The sequence below is a fragment of the Pseudomonas sp. 34 E 7 genome (assembly GCF_900005715.1).
GTDB classification, from domain to species: domain Bacteria; phylum Pseudomonadota; class Gammaproteobacteria; order Pseudomonadales; family Pseudomonadaceae; genus Aquipseudomonas; species Aquipseudomonas orientalis_A.
Map to the genome: position 1 here is coordinate 51,100 of NZ_CVTX01000187.1, position 25,966 is coordinate 77,065.

Genomic DNA, 25,966 nt, shown 5'->3' on the forward strand with positions numbered 1-25,966 from the left:
CCGCCGTTACCATGCCCGCGTGTTCACCACCCTCAACACTATCCTGCATGACAACGAACTGGAGCCGGCCCGCAAGCTGATCCACCAACTCTATGACGCCGGTGTGGATGCGCTGATCGTGCAAGACCTGGGCGTGATGGAGCTGGATATTCCGCCCATCGAGCTGCACGCCAGCACCCAGACCGATATTCGCACCCTGGGCCGGGCAAAGTTTCTCGACCAGGCCGGTTTCTCGCAGTTGGTGCTGGCCCGCGAGCTGAACCTGCAAGAGATCCGCGCCATCGCCGATGAGACCGACGCCGCCATCGAGTTCTTCATCCATGGCGCCCTGTGCGTGGCGTTCTCCGGGCAGTGCAATATCTCCCACGCGCAGAACGGCCGCAGCGCCAACCGCGGCGACTGCTCCCAGGCGTGCCGCCTGCCGTACACCTTGAAAGACGATCAGGGCCGCGTCGTGGCCTTTGAAAAACACCTGCTGTCGATGAAGGACAACAACCAGAGCGCCAACCTGCGCGCGCTGGTCGAAGCCGGCGTGCGTTCGTTCAAGATCGAAGGCCGCTACAAGGACATGGGCTATGTGAAGAACATCACCGCCTACTACCGCCAGCGCCTGGACGAAATCCTCGAAGACCGCCCGGACCTGGCTCGCGCTTCCAGCGGGCGTACCGCGCACTTCTTCCTGCCCGATCCGGAAAAAACCTTCCACCGTGGCAGTACCGACTACTTTGTCAGCGACCGCAAGATCGATATCGGTGCCTTCGATACGCCAACCTTCACCGGCCTGCCGGTAGGTGTGGTGGAAAAGGCCGGCAAGCGCGACTTGCAAGTGGTCACCCACGAGCCGCTGTCCAACGGCGACGGCCTGAATGTGCTGGTCAAGCGTGAAGTGGTGGGGTTTCGCGCCAACATCGCAGAACCCAAGGGCGAATTCGAGGAAGACGGCGAGAAGCGCTATCGCTACCGCGTCGAACCCAACGAAATGCCCGCCGGCCTGCATCAACTGCGCCCGAACCACCCGCTCAACCGCAACCTGGACCATAACTGGCAACAGGCACTGCTCAAGACCTCGGCCGAGCGCCGTATCGGCCTGTCCTGGGTGGCGCGCCTGCGTGAAGCACAGTTGGACGTCACCGCCACCAGCGAAGAAGGCATCAGCGCCAGTGTCACCCTGCCCGGCCCGTTCGGCGTGGCCAACAAGCCGGAACAGGCCCTGGATACCCTGCGCGACCTGCTGGGCCAGCTCGGCACCACCGAGTACCACGCCACCCGCATCGAGCTGGACGCGCCGCAGGCGTTCTTCATCCCCAACTCGCAACTCAAGGCGCTGCGTCGTGAAGTGATCGAGGCACTGACCGCCGCTCGCGTGGCCGCGCACCCGCGTGTCGGGCGCAAGGCCGAGACCTCGCCGCCGCCGGTTTACCCGGATGCGCACCTGTCGTTCCTGGCCAACGTCTACAACCAGAAAGCCCGCGACTTCTACCACCGTCACGGGGTGAAGCTGATCGATGCGGCCTTCGAAGCCCACGAAGAAACCGGCGAAGTGCCGGTGATGATCACCAAGCACTGCCTGCGGTTCTCGTTCAACCTGTGCCCCAAACAGGCCAAGGGTGTGACGGGCGTGAAAACCAAAGTGGCACCGATGCAGTTGATCCATGGCGACGAGGTCCTGACGCTGAAGTTCGACTGCAAACCGTGCGAAATGCACGTGGTCGGCAAGATCAAGGGGCATATCCTCGGATTGCCGCAGCCGGGCAGCGCCGTGGAGCATTTCAACCCGGAAAACATCATCTTTCAGGGCACGCACTGACCTTCTGTAGGAGCGAGCTTGCTCGCGAAAAACGTAAGGACGCCGCGTGTTAACCCGATGCGCTGCGTTATCGTTAACGTTCTTCGCGAGCAAGAACTAGGCGCCCCCCTCGCTCCTACCGAGGTTACGGGGCCACCACCAGCCCCGCTGCAACCCCGCCGCCGCCAGCAGAATCGCCGCCACACCCAGCCATTGCAGCCACCCAAGGCGATGCCCGAACGCGATCCAGTCGACGAAAATCGCCGCAATCGGGTAGATGAACGACAACGCGCCGGTCATTGCGGTCGGCAGCTTCTGTATCGCCCCGTACAACAACACATACATCAACCCCGTGTGCACCAGACCCAGGGTCGCCAGCGCCGCCCAGGCATCGGTCGACGCGGGCAAACTGTCCCAGGGCACCAGCGGCGCCAGCAGCACGGCACCGGTGGTCACCTGGATCAACGCCATCAAATGCGGCGGCACCGCCTTGAGCCGCTTGATGATCAGCGCGGCGACCGCGTACAAAAAAGCCGCGCCCAGGGCCAGTGCGACGCCTGCCAGATAGTCGCCGCCGCCTGGCTGCGCACCATGGGCCGTGACAATAGCCAACATGCCCAGAAACGCCACGCTCAGCCAGGTGATTTTGCGCAGGGTGATCGGCTCACCGAGAAACACCGCCGCCAGCATCACCAACATGAACGGTTGCACGTTGTACACCGCCGTACTGATAGCGATTGAAGCGCGCGAGTAGGATTCGAACAGCAGCAACCAGTTGCCCACAATGGCCACGCCACTGAGCACGGCCAGCCCGAACCTGGCCCAACTGAGCAGGTCCAGCCTCAGGTAACCGAACCAGGCGCACACCAGCAACAACGCCAGCGCACCGATAACGCAGCGCCAGAACACCACCTCGATCACCGACACGCCGGACACCAGTACAAACCAGCCGATGGTGCCGGAAATCAGCATGGCGGCGATCATTTCCCACATTCCGCGACGGACAGCGGTATCCATAATTGACGCTCCTCAAGTGAGGCTCAATTATGGCAATCTGACACATAGCCGCTCCAGCGACTAAAAAAGGCCGCAGCCTCGAATCACCTTCATTTATTAGGCAAAATCCATGATTGATACCATCGACCAGCAACTGATCGCCGCTTTGATGGATGACTCACGCCTGTCCCTCAAGGCCCTGGCCGGCATTACCGGGCTGTCTTCGCCGAGTGTCGGCGAACGCTTGCGACGCTTGGAGGAACGCGGCGTGCTGACCCACTACACCGTCGACATCGACCCCAAACACTTCGGTTACCTGCTGCAAGCCATCGTGCGCATCCGTCCCCTGCCCGGCAAGTTGCAGGAAGTGGAACGCCAGATCCAGGCGATTCCCGAATTCACTGAATGCGACAAAGTCACCGGCGAAGACTGCTTCATCGCCCGCCTGCATGTGCGCACCATGGATCAGTTGGACAGCCTGTTGGACCGAATCAACGGGTACGCCGAAACCAACACCGCCATCGTCAAGAAAACCCCGGTGAAGCGGCGGTTGCCGCCGTTGACCGACTGACCGACGGCACACCGCACAAACCTGTGGGAGGGGGCTTGCCCCCGATCGCGGAGTGTCAATCAGCACATCGGAGACTGACACACTGCCATCGGGGGCAAGCCTCCTCCCACAGTAAATTGCGCTAAGGCTCCGGACCTATGGCGCTGCTGCTGGCAGTCTCACAGCCGACAGCTATCTAACTGATGCGCTGCGATCCAAATGTGGGAGGGGGCTTGCCCCCGATAGCGGAGTGTCAGTCAGCACATCGGAGACTGACACACTGCTATCGGGGGCAAGCCCCCTCCCACAGTAAATTGCGCTAAGGCTCCGGACCTATGGCGCTGCTGCTGGCAGTCTCACAGCCGACAGCTATCTAACTGATGCGCTGCGATCCAAATGTGGGAGGGGGCTTGCCCCCGATAGCGGAGTGTCAGTCAGCACATCGGAGACTGACACACTGCCATCGGGGGCAAGCCCCCTCCCACAGTAAATTGCGCTATGGCTCCGGACCTGTGGCGCTGCTGCTGGCGGTCTCACAGCCGACAGCTATCTAATCTGATGCGCTGCGATCCAAATGTGGGAGGGGGCTTGCTCCCGATGGCGGAGTGTCAGTCAACACATCGGAGACTGACACACTGCTATCGGGGGCAAGCCCCCTCCCACAGTAAATTGCGGTATGGCTCCTGAGCTGTGGCGCTGCAGTTGGCAGTCTCACAGCCGACAGCTATCTAATCTGATGCGCTGCGATCCAAATGTGGGAGGGGGCTTGCCCCCGATAGCGGAGTGTCAGTCAGCATATCTGAGACTGACACACTGCCATCGGGAGCAAGTCCCCTCCCACATTAGTTCTGCTCCAGTCGTGGATTCAGTCCTGAAGGGCTTTCGCTGCCGCGAGCAACCCCTGGAATTTGCGATAGCGCGCCGCCAACACAGGCTGATGCCGCTCATCAGGCACATACCGCATCTTCACCGGCATACCCGCCGCCAGCAGATCCGCGCCCTGCCCGATGGCCATATACCCCAATTTCGCCGCCCCAATGCACGCACTCAATTCGCTGCCGTGCAACGTAAACACTTCCCTTTGCAGAATATTGGCCAGCAATTGCGCCCAATACTCACTGCGCGCCCCTCCGCCTACGAGCGCAAAGGACTCGACCTCGGCACCGGTCGATTGCACCGCGCGCCAGGCGTCGAGCAGGCCGAAACCCACGCCTTCCATCACCGCGTAGCCGAGCATCGCCGGCGTGCAGTCGTGGCCGAGGCCCATGAAGCCGCCGCGCAGCAAGGGGTCGTTATGGGGCGTGCGCTCACCCGCCAGGTACGGCAGGAACAACGGCGTGGACAACGGTACCCCCTGCTCGATGGGCAATTGTGCCTGCACCTGGTCCAACAGCGTTTGCTCATCCGGCAGGCCCGTCAGGCGTGTTACCCAGCGCAGGCAACTGGCACCGGCCAACATCGCGCCCATGGTGTACCAGCGCTCGGGCAGCGCGTGGCAGAAGCTGTGCACCGCACTGGCCGGGTTGCCGGCGGCGTGGTCGGTAATCGCGACAATCGCCGCGCTGGTGCCCAGGGTGATAAAGCCGTCACCGGCATTGATTGCACCGATACCCACCGCCGCCGCCGGGTTATCCCCGCCGCCACCGGCGATGACCACCTGCGGCGACAAGCCGAGCCCGACCGCCGTTACACAGGCACTCGCGCTGCCGCCCTCCACCAGCCTGGGCATTTGCGCAGGCGCCAGGCCGGTGGCGCGCAGCATCGGGGTAAACCATTCACGCTGCGCCACATTCAGCCACAGGGTGCCGGCGGCATCCGACATCTCGCTGATGCGCTCGCCACTCAGGCACAGGCGCAGGTAATCCTTGGGCGACAGCACGCAATCAATCGCGTTGAACACCTCGGGCTCATGCTGTTGCAGCCATAGGAGCTTGGGCGCGGTCAACCCGGCCATCGGCAAGCTGCCCGTGACCTCGGCATGCTCGACGCCCAGTTGCTGCGCCTGTACTACCGCGCGTGAGTCGTCCCACAGGATGGCCGGGTACAACACGCGGTTGTCATCCCCGAGCAATACCGCGCCGTGCATCTGCCCCGACAGGCCGATACAGGCCACACGGGCAAACGCCGCATGCTCGCGCAGCTGTTCCAGCGCCTGTAAACACGCGTGCCACCAGTCTTGGGGCGCCTGTTCGGACCAGCCTTCATGGCGACGCGATACGCTCAAGCGCACGCCGGCATGGGCCAGCACCCTGCCGTCGAGATCCATGAGGATGGCCTTGAGTTCAGAGGTGCCAAGATCAATACCGAGGGAAACAGGACCGTTCATACGTGGGTTATTCCAATCAATCACAGCCGCAGGAATTACGTAATTGCAGGGTCGGCGCCAGTCGTACGCTCTGGGGCGGCGAGCTGGGAGAAGCCATGCGTTGCAGCAATAAGTCCACCGCACGTGCGCCGAGGGCCTGCACCGGCTGTGCGATCAGGCTCAGGCGCGGCAGGAAAAAATCCGCCCATTCGAAATCATCGAACCCGACCAGGGCCATTTGCTCCGGCACATCGATGTGGGCGTCACGCAGAGCCTGCATGGCGCCCAGGGTCATCAGGTTGTTGCCGGCCATGATGGCGGTCGGCGGCGCGGCCAGGCTCAGCAACTGCACGGTGGCCTGGCGTGCCGGCTCGGTGTTGGAGCCGCCATTGACCAGCAACTGCGGATCAAACACCAGCCCCGCCGCCTGCAACGCAGCTTTGTACCCGGCCACACGCTCATCCGTGGTACTGAACCCGGCACGCCCAGCAATGAAAGCAATACGGCGATGCCCATGGGCAATCAGGTGTTCAATAAGGGCCTGGGTCGGCTGCGCATTCTCCACCCCGACCTGATCGAACTGCTCACTCATCATGCGATCCACCAGCACCGCGGGAATTGCATTGGCGCGTAGGTAATCCAGGGCCAGCGAGCCGTTCGACGGCGCCAGCACAATGCCGTCGACCCGCCGCTGATGCAGCGCGGTGACGACCCGCAATTCCTGCTCCGGGTCGTCGTGGGTGTCGACGAACAGCATCATGTAGCCGTGCCTGGCACACGCGGTTTCAATCGCGTGCACGGTCTCGCTGAAGTAATGGTTGGACAGCGCCGAGATCGCCACGCCAATCGTATTGGTGCTCGACCGCGCCAGTGAACGCGCCAGGGTGTTGGGCGCGTAGCCCAGCACCTGGATCGCCTGTTGCACCGCCTGCACCGTGGCCGGGCTGACCTTGCGCGTACCGTTGAGCACATGGGACACCGTCGATGTCGACACCCCGGCCCTGCGTGCCACGTCATCCATGGTGACCATGGCGCTATCCCCTCGGGTCAAGACTTCAGTGTTTGCTCGACCAGCCGCTGTAGCTGCCCACGTTGTCGCGGGTGATCAGCTTGGGCGTGAGCAAGGTCACCGCTTGCGAGGGAGCTTTGTCGTTGAGCAGGTCATTGCCCACGTCCACGGCGGTCTGGGCCATGGCCCACGGGTCCTGGCTGGCGGAGGCCTGGATCTGGGTGTCGGTCTTCAGCGCGTTTTCGATATCCGGCGCGCCGTCCACCGAGGTGATAATGATGCCGCTGCGCTTGAGTTGCTTGGCCGCCAGGTCGCTGCCAATGGCTTGCGGGTCGTTGATCGCGAACAGCCCGTCGATTTTCGGGAAGCGCGTAAGGTAACCCTGCATCGCGTTCAGGCCGCCTTCGCGCGAGCCCTTGGCGTCCTGATCGTCGGACAGCAGCTTGATATCCGGCGCGGTGGCCAGCGCGGCCTTGCAGCCTTTGACGCGGTCGGTCACGGCGGTCACTTGCGGGCCGTTCTGGATAATCACATTGCCTTTGCCCGAGAGTTTATCCACCAGGTATTGGCAGGCCAGCTTGCCGGCTTCGACGTTGTCGGTCTGCACCGTGGCGTTCACGCCCTTGGCATCCACATCCACCGCCACCACGACAATCCCGGCATCCCGCGCTTTCTTGATCGCCGAGGCCATGGCGGACGGGTCGACGGCATTGATCAGGATCAGGTCGACCTTGGAGGAAATAAAGTTGTCGATCTGCGAAAACTGCTTGCTCAAGTCATAGTCGGCCGACACCGAAGTGACCTTGACGTTGGGGTTCAACGCCTTGGCCCGCGCCGTGGCGCCATCGGCCAGCGTGACGAAATACGGGTTGCCCAGCGAACCCATGCTGATGCCCAGGGCCTTGAGTTCACGGGCTTGCACGGCCTGGGACATCAGGGCAGCCAAGGCAATCAGCGGGAAAATACGTTTGACGTTCATGCGGGTCTCTCTCTTGTGATTGTTGTATGAGCCAACTCAGGTACGCGCGCCGGACTGGCGATAGCGATCCAGCGCCACCGCGCCGATGATCACGATGCCCTTGATGATGTACTGCCAGATATCCGACACCCCCAGCAGCACCAGGCCATTGGTGAGCACCGCAATGATCAGCGCACCGATCAGGGTGCCGCCGATGGTGCCGACGCCGCCGGTAAAGCTGGTGCCACCGAGAATCACGGCGGCAATCGCATCCAGTTCATAGGACTGCCCCAGTTGCAGGCCGTTGGCGGCGAACAGGCGCGAGGCGCTCATCACCGCGCCGAGCCCGGCCAGCGCGCCGGACATGGCGTAGACGAACAACAGCACCTTCCACACCTTGATCCCCGACAGTCGCGCCGCTTCCGGGTTGCCACCCACCGAATAGATCTGCACGCCCATCACCGTGCGACGCAGGATGAACCACGACAGCGCCACCACCGCCACGGCAATCACCACCAGCCAGGGCACACCTAGGATCGAGTCATTGCCGATGAAGGCAAACGGCAAGTCGGGGTTGAACACGGTCTTGTCGTCGGCCAAAAGCCTTGCCAGGCCGCGCATGGCGGTGAGCGCGCCGAGGGTGACGATGAACGGCGGCAACCGCATGAAGGCGATCAACCCACCGTTGACCAAGCCCAGCAACAGGCCAAAGCCAATCCCGGCGGCGATGCCGAACATGCCGAACTGCGGCGACATCGACGCCTGCAAAGCCACCACCGCCGACGCCGCCAGGATCGCGCCCACCGACAGGTCGATGCCCGCCGTAAGAATCACGAAGGTCATGCCGGCCGCCAGCACCACATTCACCGAGGCCTGCTGGGTGATGATCGACAGGTTCTGCAGGGTCATGAAGTTCTCGCTGGCCAGGGCGAAGCCCACCAGCAGCAACACCAGCACCGGCAACATGCCCACCGTGCGCATCAGCTCACGCACGCGTTCCGCCTTGCCCACGGTTGTTGCGCTATTGAATTCAGCCATTGGCAGCCACCTGATCGCCACCGGTGGCGAGGTCGATAATACGTTCCTGGGAGATGACGTGACCGGAGGCCCCGCCGACTTCAGCCACCAACTGGCCTTCGCGCATGATCAGCACACGGTCGCAGGTGCCGATGATTTCCGGCAGTTCGCTGGAGATCACCACAATGCCGACACCCGCCTGGGCCAATTGATTGATGATGCGGTAAATCTCGGATTTGGAGCCGATGTCCACGCCACGGGTGGGCTCATCCAGGATCAGTACATGGGGCTTGACCTCCAGCAGCCGCGCCAGCAACACCTTCTGCTGGTTGCCGCCGGACAGCGCGCCCACAGTGACCTTGCCCGAGGCCACGCGAATCGACAGCGACTTGATCGCGTCATTGGCGCGCTGTGCGCCATGGGCGCGATCGAGCACGCCACCGGCCCGCGCATCCGGCACGCAGGCGCACACATTGATGTTGTCGGCCACGCTCATGTCCAGGAACAGGCCCTGGGCCTTGCGGTCTTCGGTGAGGTACACCACGCCGGCACCAATGGCGTCCGCCGGGGTGCGCAGTTGCGTCAGCGTCTTGCCCACCACTTCCAGGGTGCCGCTGGTGCGCGGGTCGGCGCCGAAGATCAGCCGTGCCAGCTCCGTGCGCCCTGCCCCCACCAGCCCGGCAATGCCCAGCACTTCACCGGCATGCAGATCGAAACTGCAGTGGCGCACGCGCTTGCCATCGGCCATGTCGCGCACGCGCATCACCACGTTGCCGGGGTTATAGGCAGCGTGTTCTTTCTTGTAGAAGCCGGACAGGTCGCGACCCACCATCATTTTCACCAGCACGTCGGCCGACAGCGCCGCACGGGTCAACTCGCCGATGTATTGGCCGTCGCGCAGCACCGAGACGCGGTCCGACAGCTCGTAGATTTCGGCCATGCGATGGCTGATGTAGATGATTGCCAGGCCCTGGCTGCGCAGCTGTTTGATCAGCGCGAACAGACGGTCGGTTTCACGGGACGACAGCGGCGTGGTCGGTTCGTCCATTACCAGGATCCTGGCGTGGGCATGCAGGGCACGGGCGATTTCGACCAACTGGCGCTCGGCAATCGACAGGCTGCTGACCTGGGTAGAGCCGGTGAATTCGGCGCCCAGGCGTTGCAGCACCTCCACGCAACCGGCCTGCATGCCCTTGCGGTCGATGGTCCAGCCTCGGCGCAGTTCGCGGCCCAGGTAGATATTCTCGGCCACGCTCAGGTTCGGGCACAGGCTCAGTTCCTGGTAGATCACGGCGATGCCCAGGGCCTTGGCGGTGGCGGGAGTGAAGCTGGCGACGGGTTGGCCGTCAATGCGGATAACGCCGCCGGGATCGGCTTGATAGGCGCCGGAGAGGATTTTCATCAGCGTGGACTTGCCGGCGCCGTTCTCCCCCATCAAGGCGTGAATTTCGCCGGGGTAGACCTTCAGGCCGACACTTTTGAGCACGCGCAAACCGTTGAAGGTTTTGCTGATGCCCTGCATCTCAAGCAAGGGTTCAAGGCTCATGGATGAGCTCCTGGATTTATTGTTTTTGTTGTCGAGTGCTGCCGACTCTAGTTTAGATACATTTGCTTACGCAAGCGCTTGCGTTGCCAATTATCCGCAAGGTGAAACGTTTCATCAGCGAAGAAACACGTAAATCATTGAAATGCGGACGCTATTGCGTCAAAAGGCCGGCCTCGGCCATCAAAACGCCACAATCTCTGCTATTGTCCAACAAACTCATGTCCTCATCGTCGCGTTCGCGCGGTCTTCTGTGAACATGTTCTGCGCCATCGCCCTGTGCCGATGGCAGGCCTGACGTTCACGGATTACCTGGCAATGGACACCCCCCTACCCGACCCGCCCCAATCACGCGCCGAAAAAATCGTCGAGTTCAAGCGCCAGAAAACCTTGCTCAAGACCGGTGCGCTGCAGGATGCGATCTTCAACAGCGCCTATTTCTCCAGCATCGCCACTGACGAAAAGGGCGTGATCCAGATCTTCAACGTCGGCGCCGAACGCATGCTCGGTTACGCCGCCGCCGATGTGCTCAACCGCATCACCCCCGCCGACATCTCCGACCCGGCCGAACTGATTACCCGCGCCGCCGCTCTGAGCCTGGAGCTCGATACGCCGATCACGCCGGGGTTCGAAGCCCTGGTCTTCAAGGCCTCCCGCGGCATCGAAGACATCTACGAGCTGACCTACATCCGCAAGGACGGCAGTCGCTTGTCGGCCATGGTTTCGGTAACGGCGCTGCGCAACCGCCATGACACGATCATCGGTTACCTGCTGATCGGCACCGACAACACCGCGCGCAAGCAGGAAGAAGCCGAGCGCAAAGGCTTCGAACGCGCCCTGGAAGAAAAGAACCTGGAGTTGGAGCATGCCAACCACATGAAGTCGGAATTTCTCGCCACCATGTCCCATGAACTGCGCACACCGCTGAACGCGGTGATCGGTTTTTCCGAGGCGCTCAAGGACGGGCTGGTGGGCGACATGAGCGAGATCCAGCGCGAATACATCGGCGATATCTTCACCAGCGGCCAGCATCTGCTGGCGTTGATCAACGACATCCTCGACCTGTCCAAGGTCGAGGCCGGGATGATGGACCTCGAACTGGAACCCGTGGAACTGGCCGGCCTGTTGGCCAACAGCCTGTTGATCGTGCGTGAAAAGGCCGCCCTGCAGCGCATCCAGTTGACGCTGGACAACCCGCAGGATTTTGGCTGGCTGCAACTGGACCTGCGCAAGACCAAGCAGATCGTCTACAACCTGCTGGCCAATGCGGTGAAGTTCAGTGAGCACGGCAGCACCGTGACCCTGGTGGTGCGTGAAGTCGGGCGTGACCAGGTCGGCCGGGTCCCCGGCGATTGGCCGGTGCAGGGTTTTGCCCTGCCGCCCGGCAGTCACCCGGCATTCCTCGAGCTGAGCGTGAGCGACACCGGTATCGGCATCGCCCCGGATGACATGGGCAAGTTGTTCAAGTCCTTCAGCCAGATCGACAGCAGCCTGGCGCGCAAATTCGAAGGCACCGGCCTGGGGCTGGCGATGGTCAAGCAGTTGACCGAACTGCACGGCGGCAGCGTGGCCGTGGCCAGCCGCGAAGGCCTGGGCGCGCGTTTCGTGGTGTGGCTGCCGCTGCACCGCATTCCGGAGGCCGCATGGCCGATATCCTGATCATCGAAGACAACGAAGCGAATATGCGCCTGGCGCGCCTGCTGCTGGTGAGCGCCGGGCACAACGTGCAGTGGGCGGCGGATGCCGAAAGCGGGCTGACCCTGGCCCGCGTACAACAACCGGCGCTGATTCTGATGGACATCCAGTTGCCAGGCATGGACGGCCTGGCCGCGACCCGCTTGCTCAAGCAAGACCCGCTCACCGCGCACATCCCGGTGATTGCTCTCACCGCCATGGCCATGAAGGAAGATCGGGAAAAAACCCGCCTGGCCGGTTGCGACGCCTACGTCACCAAGCCCCTGCGCTACAAGGAGCTGTACCAGGTGATCGACACCCTGCTGAACCCGACCATCACACCTCCCGCATGAGTTCTCTCCATGGCCAGCTCACCCGCAACCCTGTTGATCGTTGACGATGAACCCCAGGTCCGCAAACTCCTGGAAACCCTGCTGCAGCATGAGGGTTACCAGACCCTGAGCGCGAGCAACGGCGAAGAAGCCTTGCAGTTGGTGGCGCAGCAGCCGCCCGACCTGATCCTGCTGGACATCATGATGCCCGGCATGGACGGCTACGAAGTGGCCACCCAGCTCAAGTCCAACCCCGTCACGGCGAACATCCCGATCATCATGCTCTCGGCCTTGAGCGAATCCAGCGCGCGGGTCAGCGGCCTGGAAACCGGCGCCGAGGAGTTCATCAGCAAGCCGGTCGAACGCGTCGAACTGTGGCTGCGGGTGCGCAACCTGCTGCGGCTCAAGGCCCATGGCGATGAGCTCAAACAACACAGCCTGAGGCTGGAGCAGCAATTGCAACAACGCGGCAGCGATCACACCCAGATGAACGTGCACGACCTGGCCCGGCAAGACCTGGAGAACGACCTGCGCGAGGCGGTCGAACAACACGCGTTTGCCCTGCACTACCAGCCCAAGGTCGAACTGGCCAACGGCGAAGTCTGCGGCCTGGAAGTCTTGCTGCGCTGGGATCGGCCAGGGTATGGCGCGGTATCGCCGGCGGTGTTCGTGCCGATCCTGGAAAACCTCGGGCTGATCGTGCCCGTGGGGCGCTGTGTGATCGAGAGCGTGTGCCAACAGATCGCCGCCTGGCAATTGAACGGCCTCGGTGCGATTGAAGTGTCGGTCAACGTCTCGGGGCATCAGTTGATCGAGGGCGACCTGATTGCCGACATCGAGCACATCCTGGTCCAAACCGGCGTTGACGCCCACTGGCTGGAGGTGGAACTCACCGAAGGCTCGCTGATGGAAAACACTGAACACACCATCGCCGCCCTGCAACGCCTGCGCGCCATGGGCGTGAAGATCGCCATCGACGATTTCGGCACCGGTTACTCGAGCCTGGCGTACCTGCGTCGCTTCCCCATCGACACGTTGAAGATCGACATCGCATTTATCCGCGAAGTCACCACCAACCCGCAGGATGCGGCGATTACCCGCACGATCATCGAACTGGCTCACAGCTTGAAGCTGCGCGTCGTCGCCGAAGGGGTGGAAACCCAGGCGCAGCTGGCCTTCCTGAAAGAAGCCGGCTGCGATCAGATCCAGGGCTATCTGTTCAGCCGACCATTGCCGGTGGAGACGCTGGAGCGCTTGTTGCAGGATCGGATCAAATCAGCATGAAACCGTCGCCGGCTTGAGTGGCAACGCGATGCAATCACATTGAACCTGAACCCTGCCGCGGCCCTCAAAACCTGCACAAACCACGGCCCCCGGTGCTAGTTCGATGACATTTATTCTATGGTTGGCCGTACTGGGCGCCGTATTGCTGACCCTCGCCCTCACGTCCTCCTACCTGCGCTGGATGCCGGTGACCACCTCGGCGGTGTGCCTGCTGTTGGGCGTCGCCATCGGCCCGCTGGGTGTGGACCTGCTGGACCTGGACATCAAGGGCTCAGCCCGCTGGATGGAGCACCTGACTGAAGTCGCGGTGCTGTTTTCGCTGTTCGTCAGCGGCTTGAAACTGCGCCTGCCGCTCAGGCACCGCACCTGGCGCATCGCCTTTGGCATGGCCGGGCCGGTGATGCTGCTGACCATCTTCGGCGCCTGCCTGGCGCTGCATTACCTGTTCCAGCTGTCGTGGGGCGTGTCGCTGTTGGTGGGCGCGATGCTGGCGCCCACCGACCCGGTACTGGCCGGCCTGGTTCAGGTCAATAATGCCCAGGACTACGACCCCCTGCGTTTCGGCCTGTCCGGCGAAGCCGGCTTGAACGACGGCACCGCGTTTCCCTTTGTGATCTTCGGCCTGCTGTTCATGCAGCATGGCGGTTTCGATGGCGACTGGTTCGGTGGCTGGGTGCTGAAAAACCTGCTGTGGGCAGTCCCGGCCGGGCTGTTGACGGGGTACTGGATGGGGCGTGGCATCGGTCGTTTGACCTTGCGCCTGCGCCTGATCAATGCCGACAGCACCTTGTCACCCAATGACTACCTGACCCTGGCGCTGATCGCCCTGGCCTATGTCAGCGCTGAAGCCATCGGTGGTTATGGCTTCCTGTCGGTATTCGCGGCGGGCCTGGGGCTGCGCCAGGCCGAGTTCAAGTCCACCGGTTACGCCCAGACACCCGCCGAGCATCTGGCGCAACCGGTGGTGGGTCACCTGGAGATCGAGCCTGAACAGGCCCTGCATGGCGATGTGAGTCAATTGCAGGATACGCAAATCGCGGCCGGCGTAATGATGGGCGACATGCTCGCCTTCGGCAGCCTGGTGGAGCGTTCCATGGAAGTGTTCCTGGTGACCGTGCTGGGCATTGTGCTGGTCAGCCATTGGGATTGGCGCGCACTGGCGCTGGCCGCGCTGCTGTTTTGCGTGATTCGCCCGCTCAGCGTGTTCGCCATGCCGTGGGGCAGCCTGATGGACCGTCGCCAACGCAGCCTGGTCAGTTGGTTCGGCATTCGCGGAATCGGCAGCATCTACTACCTGTTCTACGCCCTCAACCACGGGCTGATCGGTACCAGCAGCGCCGTGGCGGTGAACCTAACGCTTTCGGTGATTGCGTTGAGCATCATGGTGCATGGTTTGAGCACTCAGCCGATGCTGGTGTGGTACGAACGGCGCACCGCGCAGAAACAGTGAAACCTGGGGCGCGCCGCCGGATCAGTGCTGATCTTCGGTATTGCCGACGTCCGCCGCTTCATCCAGATCGTTGAGCGGCACCTCGGCATCGTCCATCAATGAGCCCGGGTCTTCATTGCCCGGATCGTTGAGTTCTTCGTCCAGTTCTTTTGACATGACTGTCTCCTCTAACCGCCCTGGGTATCGATATCGGCATCGGTTTCAGACTTTTGCTCAGGATCAGGCTTGAAGTCCGGACTGTAGTCGTTTTCCTGGGCATCCGGGTCGCTGGCCGGGGTCGGGTCCTTGGGTGCATCGGCGGCGGTGCCGGGGGCCGGCTTGCCGGCGTCGATCGCCGGGTCGTTGCGGTCAGTGGTCTGGGGATCGTGATCTGTGGTCATGGCGCACCTCATTGCAGGCTTGCGGGGAATCTGTACCCCGTAAAGCTAAGGCGCTGGGTTAACGGGTGAAGTTCCGTCCGATTGCTCAGCGCAATGGGTTGTCGACCTGGATGTAAAAGGCATAAATGCCCAACACCAGCCAGAACCCCATGAACAACCACGGCGCGCGCATGGAGAACAGCAGGGACTTGCGATAGCCCTTGTGGGTGGACTCCATTTCGGAAAACAGCGGCGACTCGTCATAGGCCAGGCCCATCACCGGCTCACTGCGCAGCAACTCGCTTTGCTTGTAGTGCCAGTGATCGATGATCTCGTACGCGGCGCGGATGCCGGGCCAGGCGTTGAGTGAGCTGAGAATGCCCAGGGCGGCGAGAATCGCCGGCACCACCAGGGTGAACAACTTGCCCCACTCCGGGTTCAGATTGCCCATGCCGGAGACGAAGGCAATCACCAGGAATGACTGGGCGGTGAGGTAGGCGTCGGTGCGGTTGGCCAGGATGCTGGTTTCGTACTGGATCTCGCGACGATAGAAGTCGAGGCGATCCTTGGGCGAACCGAAGATCTTGGCGTTGTGCTCGCTGTGGTCGGTCAACGCCGCTTCCGGGGTGTTGGGCGAAATGATTCTGGGCACGATGCGGCTCCATCCGGTTTCAAGGCTCATTAGAAGAAGCGGACCTGGGTGAAGTTCAAGTTCGTCGCGCACCAAATCAGAGCACCCCCCGCCCCCCGTAGGAGCGAGCTTGCTCGCGAAGATCTTCAACGATGACGCGCCAGTCTGGTTGAACCCATTACCCGTGCGTTCTTCGCGAGCAAGCTCGCTCCTACAGAGGATTTACCGGTAGTGACTGCCGTTTCCGGCACAAGCCTTGCTTAATCCATTCATCCGCCGGTAAACAGGAGCATTCGTTACCCCCCGACCCAGAGCCGACTCCATAAGAAAGTAAGGACCAGGCCTGTTGGCACCCTTAGCCACAGGCTCATAAGAAAAGCGTTTTTAGCGGCAGTGCCACCCAAGCAAGCTGCCAACCAAGCAAGGCTGGGCACTGACAAGGTACTGGAATGGCTCGATCTTTCTTCGATGAAATGAATGATGCAGACGGCGCCTGCCGTGCGCATTATCAGGATTTCTCCCGCTGGCTGGCCAATACGCCGCCGGAACTGCTGGCCCAGCGTCGCCGTGAAGCGGATTTGCTGTTCCACCGCGCCGGGATCACCTTCACCCTGTACGGCGACGAGCAAGACACCGAACGCCTGATCCCCTTCGACATCATCCCGCGCAGCATTCCCGCCAGCGAATGGAGCGTGATCGAGCGCGGCTGTATCCAGCGGGTCACCGCGTTGAACATGTTTCTCGCCGATATCTACCACGACCAGCGCATCATCAAGGCCGGCATCATCCCGGCAGACCAGGTGCTGGGCAATGAGGGCTATCAGAAGTCGATGGTCGGGCTGGACCTGCACCGCGACATTTACTCGCACATCTCCGGCGTCGACCTGGTGCGCGACGGCGACGGCACCTACTACGTACTCGAAGACAACCTGCGCACCCCCAGCGGCGTCAGCTACATGCTCGAAGACCGCAAGATGATGATGCGCCTGTTCCCGGAAGTGTTCGCCAGGCAGCGCATCGCGCCGGTGGACCACTACCCCAACCTGCTGCTCAAGACCCTGAAAAGCGCCAGCCGCCTGGACAACCCCAACGTGGTGGTCCTCACCCCAGGGCGCTTCAACAGCGCCTTCTTCGAGCATGCCTTCCTGGCTCGGGAAATGGGCGTGGAGCTGGTGGAAGGCGCCGACCTGTTCGTGCACGAACTCAAGGTATTCATGCGCACCACCGACGGCCCCAAGGCGGTTGATGTGATCTACCGGCGCATCGATGACGCCTTCCTCGATCCGCAGGCGTTCAACCCCGACTCGATGCTCGGCGTGCCCGGCCTGGTGGCCGCCTATTGCGCGGGCAACGTGGTACTGGCCAACGCCATCGGCACCGGCGTGGCCGACGACAAGTCGATCTACCCCTATGTGCCGGCCATGATCCGTTTTTACCTGGATGAAGAACCCATCCTGCAGAACGTCCCGACCTTCCAGTGCCGCAAGCCGGATGAACTGTCCCATGTGCTGGCCAACCTTGCGCAACTGGTGGTCAAGGAAACCCAGGGCTCGGGCGGCTACGGCATGCTGGTGGGCCCGGCTTCCAGCGCTGCCGAGATCGAGGACTTTCGCCAGCGCATCAAGGCGCGTCCCCATGCCTATATCGCGCAACCGACCCTGAGCCTGTCCACCTGCCCGACCTTCGTCGAAAACGGCATCGCGCCGCGGCATATCGACCTGCGCCCGTTCGTGCTCTCGGGCAAGGAAACCCGCCTGGTGCCCGGCGGCCTGACCCGTGTAGCGCTCAAGGAAGGCTCGCTGATCGTCAACTCGTCGCAAGGCGGCGGAACCAAGGACACCTGGGTGGTGGAGGGCTGAGTATGTTGAGTAGAACCGCCGCAGATCTGTATTGGATGTCCCGCTATCTTGAGCGCGCCGAGAACCTGGCGCGCATGCTGGAAGTCAGTTATTCGCTGTCGTTGATGCCCCAGGCCGGGCGCAGCGATGGGCTCGATGAACTGGCGATGTCGCTGCTCAGCAGCGGCACGTTGGACAGTTACCTTGAGCGCCATCAGCAGCTGGACGCCGGGCGCATGCTGCACTTTTTCGCCCTGGATGAAGAAAACCCGGCCAGTATCTACAACTGCCTGCGCGCTGCCAGGGGCAATGCCCATGCCGTGCGCGGACGCATCACCGCCGACATGTGGGAAAACCTCAACGCCACCTGGCTGGAAATGCGCAGCATCGCCGCCGGCGGCCTGGCGCGGCATGGCATCAGCCATTTCTGTGACTGGGTCAAGCAACGCTCGCACCTGTTTCGCGGCGCAACCTCCGGCACCATCATGCGCAATGACGCCTATCGATTCATTCGCCTGGGCACCTTCGTCGAACGTGCGGACAACACCCTGCGCCTGCTGGATGCGCGCTATGAGATGTTTGGTGAAGAGTCCGAAGAAGTCAGCGACGTGTCGGCACGCGGCTATTACCAGTGGAGCGCCCTGTTGCGCGCGCTGTCCTCGTTCGAAGCCTATACCGAGCTGTACCCGAATGCCTTGAACGCCCGCTCGGTGTCCGAGCTGCTGCTGTTGCGCAGCGACGTGCCGCGTTCACTGCATGCGTGCATCGAGGAACTGAGCCACATCCTCGCCGACCTGCCCGGCAGTTACGGCCGCACGGCGCAGCGCCTGGCCGCCGAATTCGAGGCACGCCTGCGGTACACCGGGATCGATGAGATTCTGGAAGACGGGCTGCACACCCGGCTGACCGACTTTATCGACACCGTGCGCGAACTGGCACGGGCGATACAAAGCTCCTACCTGGAAGTGGTCTGACACTCAACCCAGTACCGCCGTCTGTAGGAGCGAGCTTGCTCGCGAAAAACGTCAACGATAACGCGTGCTTCCTGAATGAACGCGGTGCCTGTGAGTTTTTCGCGAGCAAGCTCGCTCCTACAGCGGGTATCAGGGCAAGCCCTCCCACATTTGAATGGCGGTGAGTCCCTCAGGTCGTTGGCGACCACCATTTGGGCAGCAACTGCCTCACCCGCGTCTCACCAAAGCGATCATCGATCAACATCACCACACCGCGGTCGTGCTGACTGCGGATCACCCTCCCCGCCGCCTGCACCACTTTCTGGATACCGGGATACAAATAGGTGTAGTCATAGCCCGCGCCGAAGATCGCGCCCATGCGCGCTTTCATCTGTTCATTCACCGGATTGAGCTGCGGCAGGCCCAGGGTGGCGATGAACGCGCCGATCAGGCGCGCACCGGGCAAGTCGATGCCTTCGCCAAAGGCGCCACCCAGTACAGCAAAGCCCACGCCCTGGCTGTGCGGGGTGAACTGGTCCAGAAAGGCCTGGCGTTCAGCTTCGGCCATGCCCCGCGACTGCAGCCACAGCGCAATCTGCGGGTGCCGCTCGGCCAGCAGCTGCGCGACTTGTTGCAGGTAATCGAAGCTGGAGAAAAACGCCAGGTAGTTGCCCGGCTGCGTGGCGAACTGCCGGGCGATCAGTTCCACGATGGGTTCCAGCGACGCCTGGCGGTGCACGAACCGCGTGGAGATGCGGTCGACGATGCTCACCTGCAGTTGCTCGGCCTTGAACGGCGATTCGACGTCGACCCAGGCGGTGTCCGGCGGCAACCCGAGCAAGTCGGCGTAGTAGTGGCGGGGACTGAGGGTCGCGGAAAACAGCACGCTGCTGCGCGCGGCTGTCAACCTGGGGCGAATGAACTCGGCCGGCACCACGTTGCGCAGGCACAGGGTCGAGCTGCTGCGCTTGGCGCTGAACTGGCGTTTGCTGATATCGAAGATGAAGTGTTCATTGAACAGCTCGGCCACCTTGTTAAATTGCAGCGCCTCAAAGTAAAAGGCCTGCAAGTCGCCACTGAGGGCTTCGGGGTGGTCGTTGAAATAGTCGCCCATGGCGCTGGCACACTGGCTCAGGGCCTGGAGCAGCTTGTCGGGTTTGGCCGCGTATGCCTGATACGGCGCCAGTTGGTCCTTGTGCAGCGCATTCCACTCACGGTTCAGGCGCTGCAAGGGCTTTTTCAGCGGCTCGGGGGCGCTGTCGCGCAGCGTCTTGAGGCTGTACTGGTCGAGGCTGGCGCTGTACATCGAACGCGCGCGCTCGACCAGGTTATGCGCCTCGTCGACCAGCACCGCGACGCGCCACTGATTGAGCTGCGCAAGCCCGAAGAGCATGGCGCCGAAGTCGAAATAGTAGTTGTAGTCGGCAACCACCACGTCGGTCCAGCGCGCCATTTCCTGGCTCAGGTAATACGGGCAGACGTCGTGGGCCAGGGCCACCTCCCGCAGGTGACGCTGATCGAGCAGCCGCACCCTGGCTGCCGCCTGGCGGGCGGCGGGCAAGCGATCGTAAAAGCCCCTGGCCAGCGGGCACGAGTCGCCGTGGCAGGCTTTGTCCAGGTGCTCGCAGGCCTTGTCCCGGGCCACCAGTTCCAGCACCTGCAGGGACAGCTCGGGGCTGCTGTCGTAAAGGACCTGGGCGGCATCCAGCGCCAGCTTGCGGCCCGGGGTCTTGGCGGTGAGGAAAAACACCTTGTCCAACTGCTGCGGCGCCAGGGCCTTGAGCATCGGAAACAGCGTGCCGACGGTCTTGCCGATGCCGGTCGGCGCCTGGGCCATCAGGCAACGGCCGGTGCTGACCGCCTTGTACACCGATTCGGCCAGCGAACGCTGGCCGCTGCGAAACTCGGCATGGGGAAACGCCAGGCCTTGCGCGTCACGGTTGCGCGCCTCACGGTGTTGCATCTGCTGGTGGGCCCAGTCAAGAAACAGCGCGCATTGCTGGTTGAAGAAGCGCTCAAGGTCCGGCGCGGCAACGCGCTGCTTGAGCAGGGTCTCGCCCTCGCCGACGATATCGAAATACACCAGCGCCAGCTCGATCTCATCGAGCCCCAGTTTCTGGCACATCAGCCAGCCATAGACCTTGACCTGGGCCCAATGCAATTGCCGATGGTTGGCCGGCTGCGCCTTAAGGTCGCCGCGATAGGTTTTTACCTCTTCGAGGCGGTTGCTGTCCGGGTCATAGCCGTCCGCCCTGCCCCGCACCTTGAGTTGCTCGTACTCGCCCTCGAGCGCGACTTCGTTCTGGTAATGCGTGCTGCGCCGCGACGCCACCGTGCGATGGCCGACGATGCCTTCCTGGGCACTGGGCGACGGGGTAAAGCGCAGGTCCAGGTCACCGACCTTGGCGGTGAATTCGCACAACGCGCGCACCGCGACGCTGTAGCTCAAGCGGGCTCTGCCCAGCGCACATAGCAGACCGTGACCGGCATCTGGTACTCGCCGCAGAACTCCAGCCAGCGCAGTTGGTTGTCCTGCAGGCGGTCGCCAGGGCCCTTGACCTCGATCATGCGGTAGGTCTTCTGCGCCGGCCAGAACTGGATCAGGTCGGGCATCCCGGTGCGGTTGGCACGGATATCCAGCAGCAGCCGCTCGAACCAGTAGCGCAAGTGTTCGGCCGGCAGACACGTCAGTGCCTGCTCAAGCAGCTCTTCGCTGAGCAGGTTCCAGAACACAAAGGGCGATTGAATGCCCCATTTGTCCACGTAACGCTGGCGAATGGTGGTCTTGTAGCGCTCGTCCCGCAGTTGCTCAAAGCACGTGCTGAATAACTCGGTTCGGCGCTGATGAAAGTCCTCACTGTGCAAGTCGGCAGGCCCGCGCTGGAACGGGTGGAAAAACGCGCCCGGCAGCGGCGCGAAGATCACGTCCCAGCACAGCAGGCCGAACAGCGAATTGATCAGGCCGTTTTCCACGTAATGCACCGGCGCGTCCGGCTCGCTCAGGTGGGCCTGCACACAATATTCCACCGACATCAGCGGTTGCGGCGGCGTCAGTGCCAGGTCCAGGCGCGTGACGACTCGCGGCTTGGCCTTGGGCACTTTCGGCTCACCCAGCTTGCGCCGCAGACGCGGCACTACGCGCAGCAGGTGTTGCTGCTCGGCGGCGCTTTGCGGTGCCTGTTGCGCCGCCACGGCCAACGCCAGGGCCTGTGCATAGGCCTCCTGGCGCTCCAGCACGCGGATCAGCCGCGCACGCGCGCCGGGATAGGCGCAGCCACGATAGATCTGCTCGGCCACGCTCAACTCAGCGCTGCGCTCGCAGTATTGGCCGATCTGGAACAGCAATTTGGCGCGGCGTTTTTCCAGCCAGGGGTTGTCGGTGTGCAGCGTGGCAATGTGCGCCAACACCGTTTCCAGCGCCTGGCCCGCATCAAAAGCCTGCTGGCACTGGTGCAGGAACAAAAAGCCCTCGACGTCGGCGCGGCTGCGCAACCCTCGGGACTCGGCGCAGAACGCGACCTTCTCGTAGGTGTAGATGCCCAGGTCCGCCAGCACGAACTCCGACCAGTCCTGATACAGGTTGCCGAAAAACATCAGGCGCAGGCGGTCGCACAACGGCATCACCGTCAGGCTGTAGAGCACGTCTTGCAGGTCGGGGCACCAAAGGGCAAAGCTGCGGCTTTCATTGAACTGCGCCGCCAATGGCGCCAGCCAGTCGGTTTTGCGGCCCCTGGGGTGCTCGATCCAGGGCTTGAACGCCGCGAGCAGCTCGCCTTTTTGCAGCACGCCGAACAGCTCTTCAAAGCCCAACTGGCATTGGTCCTCGACCCAACCGGACGCCAGCAGTGGTTGCATGGCCGCATGCGGGCAGCCGATTTCCAGGTAGTTGAGCTTTGCCCCACGAAAATGCACGCCCTTGCGCATGACCATGCGCACCAATAACGCTTGTGACGCCTGGGGCAACCTGTCGAATTGCTGAATGAACTGCAATTCGTCCGGGTCGAGCAGATCGGCATAGCGCTGCTCCAACCACATCAGCACTTGGCGGAAGTTGTGCAGGTAATACAAGGGGTCTTCGAGGGGGTGGCTCATGGCACAACGCGGTCAACTACTGGTTATGCATACAGAGTGACGCTGCAAACGGTTTGTTGCAATCAGTAATAGATAAATGGCGCCTGCAACTTTTTGAAAAAAAGCGATCAGATGAGGGAGCTGATCGCGTAACATTTATGCCTCGCAGCCAGACGCTGCGGGACTTTTCAGGGTTAAAGGTAAGGGTAATGAACATGAAGAATTTGGGTCTTCCGCTGGTTGCACTCACTTTTCTGGTATTGGCCGGTTGCTCCACGCAAACGGTGGTCACGTTGCAAAACGGCACACAGTATCTGACCAAGGACACACCCAACGCCAAGACCGCCGACGGCTTCTACGAATTCACCGACATCGCCGGCAAGCGTATTCGTATCAAGGCCGATGATGTGGCGACGGTGCGCAAGGAACAATAATTTCAGGCTGGCCTATATCAAATGTGGGAGGGGGCTTGCCCCCGATAGCGGTGTATCAGCCTGCTTATAGGTAGCTGACCCACCGCTATCGGGGGCAAGTCGAATCGTCGCACCGCCCCTCCCACAGTTTTAACCGCGTTCCAATAGTCAGCCGATCATAATCCCCTCCCCCGACACACTGCTCACCCCCACCAGCGTCACCGAGTCGGCGCCGAAGCTGATCACGGTATCCCCGCCGACCAGCTTGGCATGATCGCGATAATCCGCGCTGCCCTGCACGTCCGTGAAAACCAGCTTGTCCGTCGCCTGGTAGCCCACCACGCGATCATTGCCAAAGTGCCCGCTGAACAGGAAGGTGTTATGCCCGCTGCTGTCGCGGATCGTGTCATTGCCTTTGCCGCCCTCGATAAAGTCCGCGCCCTTGCCGCCCTGGATCAGGTCGTCGCCGTGACTGCCGATGATGAATGTGTCGCCCTTGTGCGCCTCGGCATTACGGTTGAGGTCTTGCACCCAGGTGGTGGCCCGCGCGGGGTCGGACAGATTGGCGACGATCACTGTGGAGTCGCGGGTCATCTGCTCATAGAAGCCGGAGTCGAGAATGCGCGTCATGCCATCGCCGTAGCCGGTGGGCAAGTGTGACACCCAGGTCGGCAGGTTGAGGATGGAAAACGGCAGCACGTTCCACAGCGATGACGCGTAGTGGTCGTTGAAGCTGACGATATTGTCGGTGGTGGACTCATGGGGTTTGTCGTGCACGCCCAGGGACGACAGGTTGAACGATGCGCCATCCAGCGCACGGAACACCGGGTCATTTTCGTAGCCCACGTTCAGCACCTTGTCACCGCCACTCTGGGTTGGCGAGGCATAGGCCACATAGTTGGCGTCCTTGTAGAAGCCCGACCATTTGCTGTCGCTCAAGTCGGCCATGCTGTTGACCGCCAGCCCTCCGAGGCTGTGACCGCTGACCAGCACATCCTGGCCGCTGAGGCCGTGGGCACCGGCAAACTCGGCAACGTTCTTGAGCAAGCCGCCGAAGGCTTCGCCGACGTAGTTTTTCGCGTAGTCCTTGGGACCGAACGCGGCGAGCAGGTCGCTGATGACATCGCCGATTGAATCGCTGATCAGGTGTTCCCGCGGCCCGGACGTGCCGCGAAAACCGATACCGATTTCCAGCAATTTGCCTGCGTCATCGTACTTGCCCAGCACTTCGACCTGGGCCGTGGTGTAGCCGGGCTTTTCGCCGAAAAACGTCCCCCGGGCGTCGACCTTGCCGGTGTAGCCGAGGCTGCTGGCGCTGATCGGCGTCCAGCCGGCTTGCTGCACCGCGTCGAGGGCGGCTTTTTCCGAGTCCGGGTTCCATGGAATGCCGGGAATGACCCCTTGGGAGTCGGTACTGCCCAGCAGGGCCTGCACCAGCGTGGCCGGTAAACCCAGGCCCAGGCCGTTGTGCTGATACCCCACGGCGTAGCCATTATCCAGGTTGTGATACGCATACAGCGTGATCGCCATCGCATCGGCGAACAACGTCTTGGAGCCCTCGGTCCCGAGGTTTTTATAGTCAAAGATACCCATGGCAGTGCCTCTCTGTTGTTGGATTTGTCGAGAAAGCGAAAACACCTTTTGTCCATTACCACCTGCAGGAGCGAGCTTGCTCGCGAAGATCGTCAACGATGACGCGCTCTACCTGAACAACCGCGCCGCACTTGAGTTTTTCGCGAGCAAGCTCGCTCCTACAGTGGTTTTTATCGCATCAGAACGCCCAGTCCAGGCTCAAACCGACGCCATGCACTTTCTCCTTGCTGGCCAGCAAACCGTTGTAGTCGAAGTTCACCCGCGCATCCTTGCTCAGGGCCAGGCTCACCCGTGCCCCGACCAGGGCGGCATCGCGCACCATCGGCGCGCTTTCCACCGCGAACGAAGGGCCGCCGGAGGCAAACGCCAGGTGCTGCTCGGCGTCTGTGCTGCTCAGGTTGTGCTGCCAGCCCAGGGTCCCGGACACTTCCAGTTGCTGATGATCATTGACGTTGAAGGTTTTCAAGGCGCGCACACCCAGGGTGCTCAGCACCAGGTCGCGGCTGTCGTCGCCACTTTTCAGCGCAGCGGCATCGCCCTTCTCTTTAAAGCTGTCGGTGTCCAGGTGCACGTAGGCCAGGTTGGCGAATGGCTCAAGCGCCAGGGGTTGCAGGTTGATGCGGTACGCCGCCTCGGTGAACACCTGGGTGCTGTGGGCATCGACCTTGGCTTTCTGCTTGCCGCTGACGTCGCCGTATTGCAGGTCACGCTTCACATCGGCGCGGTGCCAGCTGTAGGTTGCGCCGCCACTCAGGCGCCAGGCGCCGATTTCATGCCCGGCATAGGCGCCGAAGTGGTAGCTGTCGACCGAGGCACGACTATGGGTGTCGCTGCCCATGTTCAGCGACGTATCGCTGTAGCCGGCCACCAGGCCGATGCGCGTTGCGTCGTCGAGGGCACCGTCCACGCCGGCCAGCATGCCGCCGATGGACGTGGTGTAGCCGGCCGTGTCGCTGCGGCTGTCGGTCTTGCCCCAGGCCCCCAGCGCTTTTACCCACACATTGCCACGGCTGTCGATGGCCTGGCTGGTCGCGCCCATTTCACCGTTGCGCAGGCGCTCGCCGACCGCTTCGCGCACGTAGCGGCTGTCATTGACCAATGCAGTCTCCAGGGCTGGATAGACTTCGCCACTCAGTTGCTGGAACGCGCCCTGTGCCGAGGCCGCCGTCGGGGCCAGCAGCAGGCTTTCATACACGCCGTTGCC

General features: G+C 62.3%; 22 protein-coding genes. 9 read left to right on the forward strand and 13 right to left on the reverse strand.

Features of this window, described 5'->3' with window-relative positions:
* The coding region (locus BFP96_RS26005) for a peptidase U32 family protein (RefSeq protein ID WP_256549195.1) at nucleotides 1–1,807 on the forward strand (1,807 nt) is incomplete at its 5' end.
* 96 nt (nucleotides 1,808–1,903) lie between these two features.
* Here the strand turns inward: BFP96_RS26005 and BFP96_RS26010 are convergent.
* On the reverse strand, nucleotides 1,904–2,803 hold the full coding sequence (locus BFP96_RS26010) for a DMT family transporter (RefSeq protein ID WP_065937283.1): 900 nt from the start codon (nucleotides 2,801–2,803) through the stop codon (nucleotides 1,904–1,906).
* Between the two features lie 109 nt (nucleotides 2,804–2,912).
* Between BFP96_RS26010 and BFP96_RS26015 the strand changes: the two genes are divergently transcribed.
* A complete protein-coding gene (locus tag BFP96_RS26015) occupies nucleotides 2,913–3,353 on the forward strand; it encodes an Lrp/AsnC family transcriptional regulator (protein ID WP_057722456.1) in 441 nt (146 codons plus the stop codon).
* 844 nt (nucleotides 3,354–4,197) lie between these two features.
* On the opposite strand, the gene xylB is transcribed toward BFP96_RS26015, so the two are convergent.
* Genes xylB through BFP96_RS26040 form a run of 5 tightly spaced genes read right to left on the reverse strand, consistent with a single transcriptional unit; the run spans nucleotide 4,198 to nucleotide 10,167 of the window.
* Nucleotides 4,198–5,658 carry a xylulokinase gene (gene xylB, locus BFP96_RS26020; protein WP_065937284.1) on the reverse strand — a complete coding sequence of 487 codons (1,461 nt, stop codon included), beginning with the start codon at nucleotides 5,656–5,658 and terminating at the stop codon, nucleotides 4,198–4,200.
* 16 nt (nucleotides 5,659–5,674) lie between these two features.
* Nucleotides 5,675–6,667: a LacI family DNA-binding transcriptional regulator gene (locus BFP96_RS26025; protein ID WP_065897418.1), complete on the reverse strand. Its 993-nt coding sequence runs from the start codon at nucleotides 6,665–6,667 to the stop codon at nucleotides 5,675–5,677.
* A 25-nt stretch (nucleotides 6,668–6,692) separates the two neighbouring features.
* Entirely contained in the window at nucleotides 6,693–7,625 is a 933-nt protein-coding gene (locus BFP96_RS26030; protein WP_065937285.1) for an ABC transporter substrate-binding protein, read from the reverse strand.
* A gap of 36 nt (nucleotides 7,626–7,661) precedes the next feature.
* Complete coding sequence (locus BFP96_RS26035; protein WP_065888130.1) at nucleotides 7,662–8,642, reverse strand: ABC transporter permease subunit; 981 nt, start codon at nucleotides 8,640–8,642, stop codon at nucleotides 7,662–7,664.
* Nucleotides 8,635–10,167, reverse strand: a complete 1,533-nt coding sequence (locus tag BFP96_RS26040) for a sugar ABC transporter ATP-binding protein (RefSeq protein ID WP_065937286.1) — start codon at nucleotides 10,165–10,167, stop codon at nucleotides 8,635–8,637. The genes BFP96_RS26035 and BFP96_RS26040 overlap by 8 nt, the downstream gene beginning before the upstream one ends.
* A gap of 315 nt (nucleotides 10,168–10,482) precedes the next feature.
* Here BFP96_RS26040 and BFP96_RS26045 point away from each other — a divergent pair, with 315 nt between their 5' ends.
* From BFP96_RS26045 to BFP96_RS26060, 4 genes are all read left to right on the forward strand, one after another.
* A complete protein-coding gene (locus tag BFP96_RS26045; RefSeq protein WP_065937295.1) occupies nucleotides 10,483–11,823 on the forward strand; it encodes a sensor histidine kinase in 1,341 nt (446 codons plus the stop codon).
* A complete protein-coding gene (locus BFP96_RS26050) occupies nucleotides 11,808–12,191 on the forward strand; it encodes a response regulator (RefSeq protein ID WP_065888128.1) in 384 nt (127 codons plus the stop codon). Before BFP96_RS26045 ends, BFP96_RS26050 begins: the two co-directional genes overlap by 16 nt.
* A 9-nt stretch (nucleotides 12,192–12,200) precedes the next feature.
* Complete coding sequence (locus BFP96_RS26055; protein ID WP_065937287.1) at nucleotides 12,201–13,454, forward strand: EAL domain-containing response regulator; 1,254 nt, start codon at nucleotides 12,201–12,203, stop codon at nucleotides 13,452–13,454.
* A gap of 103 nt (nucleotides 13,455–13,557) precedes the next feature.
* Nucleotides 13,558–14,904, forward strand: coding sequence for a cation:proton antiporter (locus BFP96_RS26060; RefSeq protein WP_065937288.1), 1,347 nt, complete (start codon nucleotides 13,558–13,560; stop codon nucleotides 14,902–14,904).
* Between the two features lie 21 nt (nucleotides 14,905–14,925).
* Here BFP96_RS26060 and BFP96_RS31485 read toward each other — a convergent pair whose 3' ends face one another.
* The 3 genes from BFP96_RS31485 to BFP96_RS26070 form a co-directional block, all read right to left on the reverse strand.
* Nucleotides 14,926–15,060, reverse strand: a complete 135-nt coding sequence (locus BFP96_RS31485; RefSeq protein ID WP_256095198.1) for a hypothetical protein — start codon at nucleotides 15,058–15,060, stop codon at nucleotides 14,926–14,928.
* An 11-nt stretch (nucleotides 15,061–15,071) separates the two neighbouring features.
* Nucleotides 15,072–15,284 (reverse strand): hypothetical protein, encoded by a 213-nt coding sequence (locus BFP96_RS26065; protein ID WP_065893117.1) that lies wholly within the window; start codon nucleotides 15,282–15,284, stop codon nucleotides 15,072–15,074.
* 85 nt (nucleotides 15,285–15,369) lie between these two features.
* Nucleotides 15,370–15,915 carry a hypothetical protein gene (locus BFP96_RS26070; protein WP_065893129.1) on the reverse strand — a complete coding sequence of 182 codons (546 nt, stop codon included), beginning with the start codon at nucleotides 15,913–15,915 and terminating at the stop codon, nucleotides 15,370–15,372.
* A 428-nt stretch (nucleotides 15,916–16,343) separates the two neighbouring features.
* Between BFP96_RS26070 and BFP96_RS26075 the strand changes: the two genes are divergently transcribed.
* Both BFP96_RS26075 and BFP96_RS26080 read left to right on the forward strand, forming a co-directional pair.
* Nucleotides 16,344–17,753, forward strand: a complete 1,410-nt coding sequence (locus tag BFP96_RS26075; RefSeq protein WP_065893116.1) for a circularly permuted type 2 ATP-grasp protein — start codon at nucleotides 16,344–16,346, stop codon at nucleotides 17,751–17,753.
* 2 nt (nucleotides 17,754–17,755) lie between these two features.
* Entirely contained in the window at nucleotides 17,756–18,706 is a 951-nt protein-coding gene (locus BFP96_RS26080) for an alpha-E domain-containing protein (protein WP_065893115.1), read from the forward strand.
* Between the two features lie 169 nt (nucleotides 18,707–18,875).
* Here BFP96_RS26080 and BFP96_RS26085 read toward each other — a convergent pair whose 3' ends face one another.
* Both BFP96_RS26085 and BFP96_RS26090 read right to left on the reverse strand, forming a co-directional pair.
* Nucleotides 18,876–21,134: an ATP-dependent DNA helicase gene (locus BFP96_RS26085; RefSeq protein ID WP_065937289.1), complete on the reverse strand. Its 2,259-nt coding sequence runs from the start codon at nucleotides 21,132–21,134 to the stop codon at nucleotides 18,876–18,878.
* Nucleotides 21,131–22,777 carry a VRR-NUC domain-containing protein gene (locus BFP96_RS26090; protein ID WP_065937290.1) on the reverse strand — a complete coding sequence of 549 codons (1,647 nt, stop codon included), beginning with the start codon at nucleotides 22,775–22,777 and terminating at the stop codon, nucleotides 21,131–21,133. Before BFP96_RS26090 ends, BFP96_RS26085 begins: the two co-directional genes overlap by 4 nt.
* A 188-nt stretch (nucleotides 22,778–22,965) precedes the next feature.
* On the opposite strand from BFP96_RS26090, the gene BFP96_RS26095 reads away from it, so the two are divergent.
* Complete coding sequence (locus BFP96_RS26095) at nucleotides 22,966–23,190, forward strand: YgdI/YgdR family lipoprotein (RefSeq protein WP_057722473.1); 225 nt, start codon at nucleotides 22,966–22,968, stop codon at nucleotides 23,188–23,190.
* Between the two features lie 147 nt (nucleotides 23,191–23,337).
* Here the strand turns inward: BFP96_RS26095 and BFP96_RS26100 are convergent, their stop codons facing one another.
* Both BFP96_RS26100 and BFP96_RS26105 read right to left on the reverse strand, forming a co-directional pair.
* Nucleotides 23,338–24,762: a polyurethane esterase gene (locus BFP96_RS26100; RefSeq protein ID WP_065937291.1), complete on the reverse strand. Its 1,425-nt coding sequence runs from the start codon at nucleotides 24,760–24,762 to the stop codon at nucleotides 23,338–23,340.
* Nucleotides 24,763–24,940: 178 nt separating this feature from the next.
* Nucleotides 24,941–25,966 (reverse strand): autotransporter outer membrane beta-barrel domain-containing protein (locus tag BFP96_RS26105; RefSeq protein WP_139113450.1); only part of this gene is annotated, 1,026 nt, incomplete at its 5' end.

Coding starts and splice junctions, on each gene's coding strand:
- BFP96_RS26010 (WP_065937283.1), bottom strand. CDS start 2,803: ATGGATACCGCTGTCCGTCGCGGAATGTGGGAAATGATCGCCGCCATG.
- BFP96_RS26015 (WP_057722456.1), top strand. CDS start 2,913: ATGATTGATACCATCGACCAGCAACTGATCGCCGCTTTGATGGATGAC.
- xylB (WP_065937284.1), bottom strand. CDS start 5,658: ATGAACGGTCCTGTTTCCCTCGGTATTGATCTTGGCACCTCTGAACTC.
- BFP96_RS26025 (WP_065897418.1), bottom strand. CDS start 6,667: ATGGTCACCATGGATGACGTGGCACGCAGGGCCGGGGTGTCGACATCG.
- BFP96_RS26030 (WP_065937285.1), bottom strand. CDS start 7,625: ATGAACGTCAAACGTATTTTCCCGCTGATTGCCTTGGCTGCCCTGATG.
- BFP96_RS26035 (WP_065888130.1), bottom strand. CDS start 8,642: ATGGCTGAATTCAATAGCGCAACAACCGTGGGCAAGGCGGAACGCGTG.
- BFP96_RS26040 (WP_065937286.1), bottom strand. CDS start 10,167: ATGAGCCTTGAACCCTTGCTTGAGATGCAGGGCATCAGCAAAACCTTC.
- BFP96_RS26045 (WP_065937295.1), top strand. CDS start 10,483: ATGGACACCCCCCTACCCGACCCGCCCCAATCACGCGCCGAAAAAATC.
- BFP96_RS26050 (WP_065888128.1), top strand. CDS start 11,808: ATGGCCGATATCCTGATCATCGAAGACAACGAAGCGAATATGCGCCTG.
- BFP96_RS26055 (WP_065937287.1), top strand. CDS start 12,201: ATGGCCAGCTCACCCGCAACCCTGTTGATCGTTGACGATGAACCCCAG.
- BFP96_RS26060 (WP_065937288.1), top strand. CDS start 13,558: ATGACATTTATTCTATGGTTGGCCGTACTGGGCGCCGTATTGCTGACC.
- BFP96_RS31485 (WP_256095198.1), bottom strand. CDS start 15,060: ATGTCAAAAGAACTGGACGAAGAACTCAACGATCCGGGCAATGAAGAC.
- BFP96_RS26065 (WP_065893117.1), bottom strand. CDS start 15,284: ATGACCACAGATCACGATCCCCAGACCACTGACCGCAACGACCCGGCG.
- BFP96_RS26075 (WP_065893116.1), top strand. CDS start 16,344: ATGGCTCGATCTTTCTTCGATGAAATGAATGATGCAGACGGCGCCTGC.
- BFP96_RS26080 (WP_065893115.1), top strand. CDS start 17,756: ATGTTGAGTAGAACCGCCGCAGATCTGTATTGGATGTCCCGCTATCTT.
- BFP96_RS26090 (WP_065937290.1), bottom strand. CDS start 22,777: ATGAGCCACCCCCTCGAAGACCCCTTGTATTACCTGCACAACTTCCGC.
- BFP96_RS26095 (WP_057722473.1), top strand. CDS start 22,966: ATGAACATGAAGAATTTGGGTCTTCCGCTGGTTGCACTCACTTTTCTG.
- BFP96_RS26100 (WP_065937291.1), bottom strand. CDS start 24,762: ATGGGTATCTTTGACTATAAAAACCTCGGGACCGAGGGCTCCAAGACG.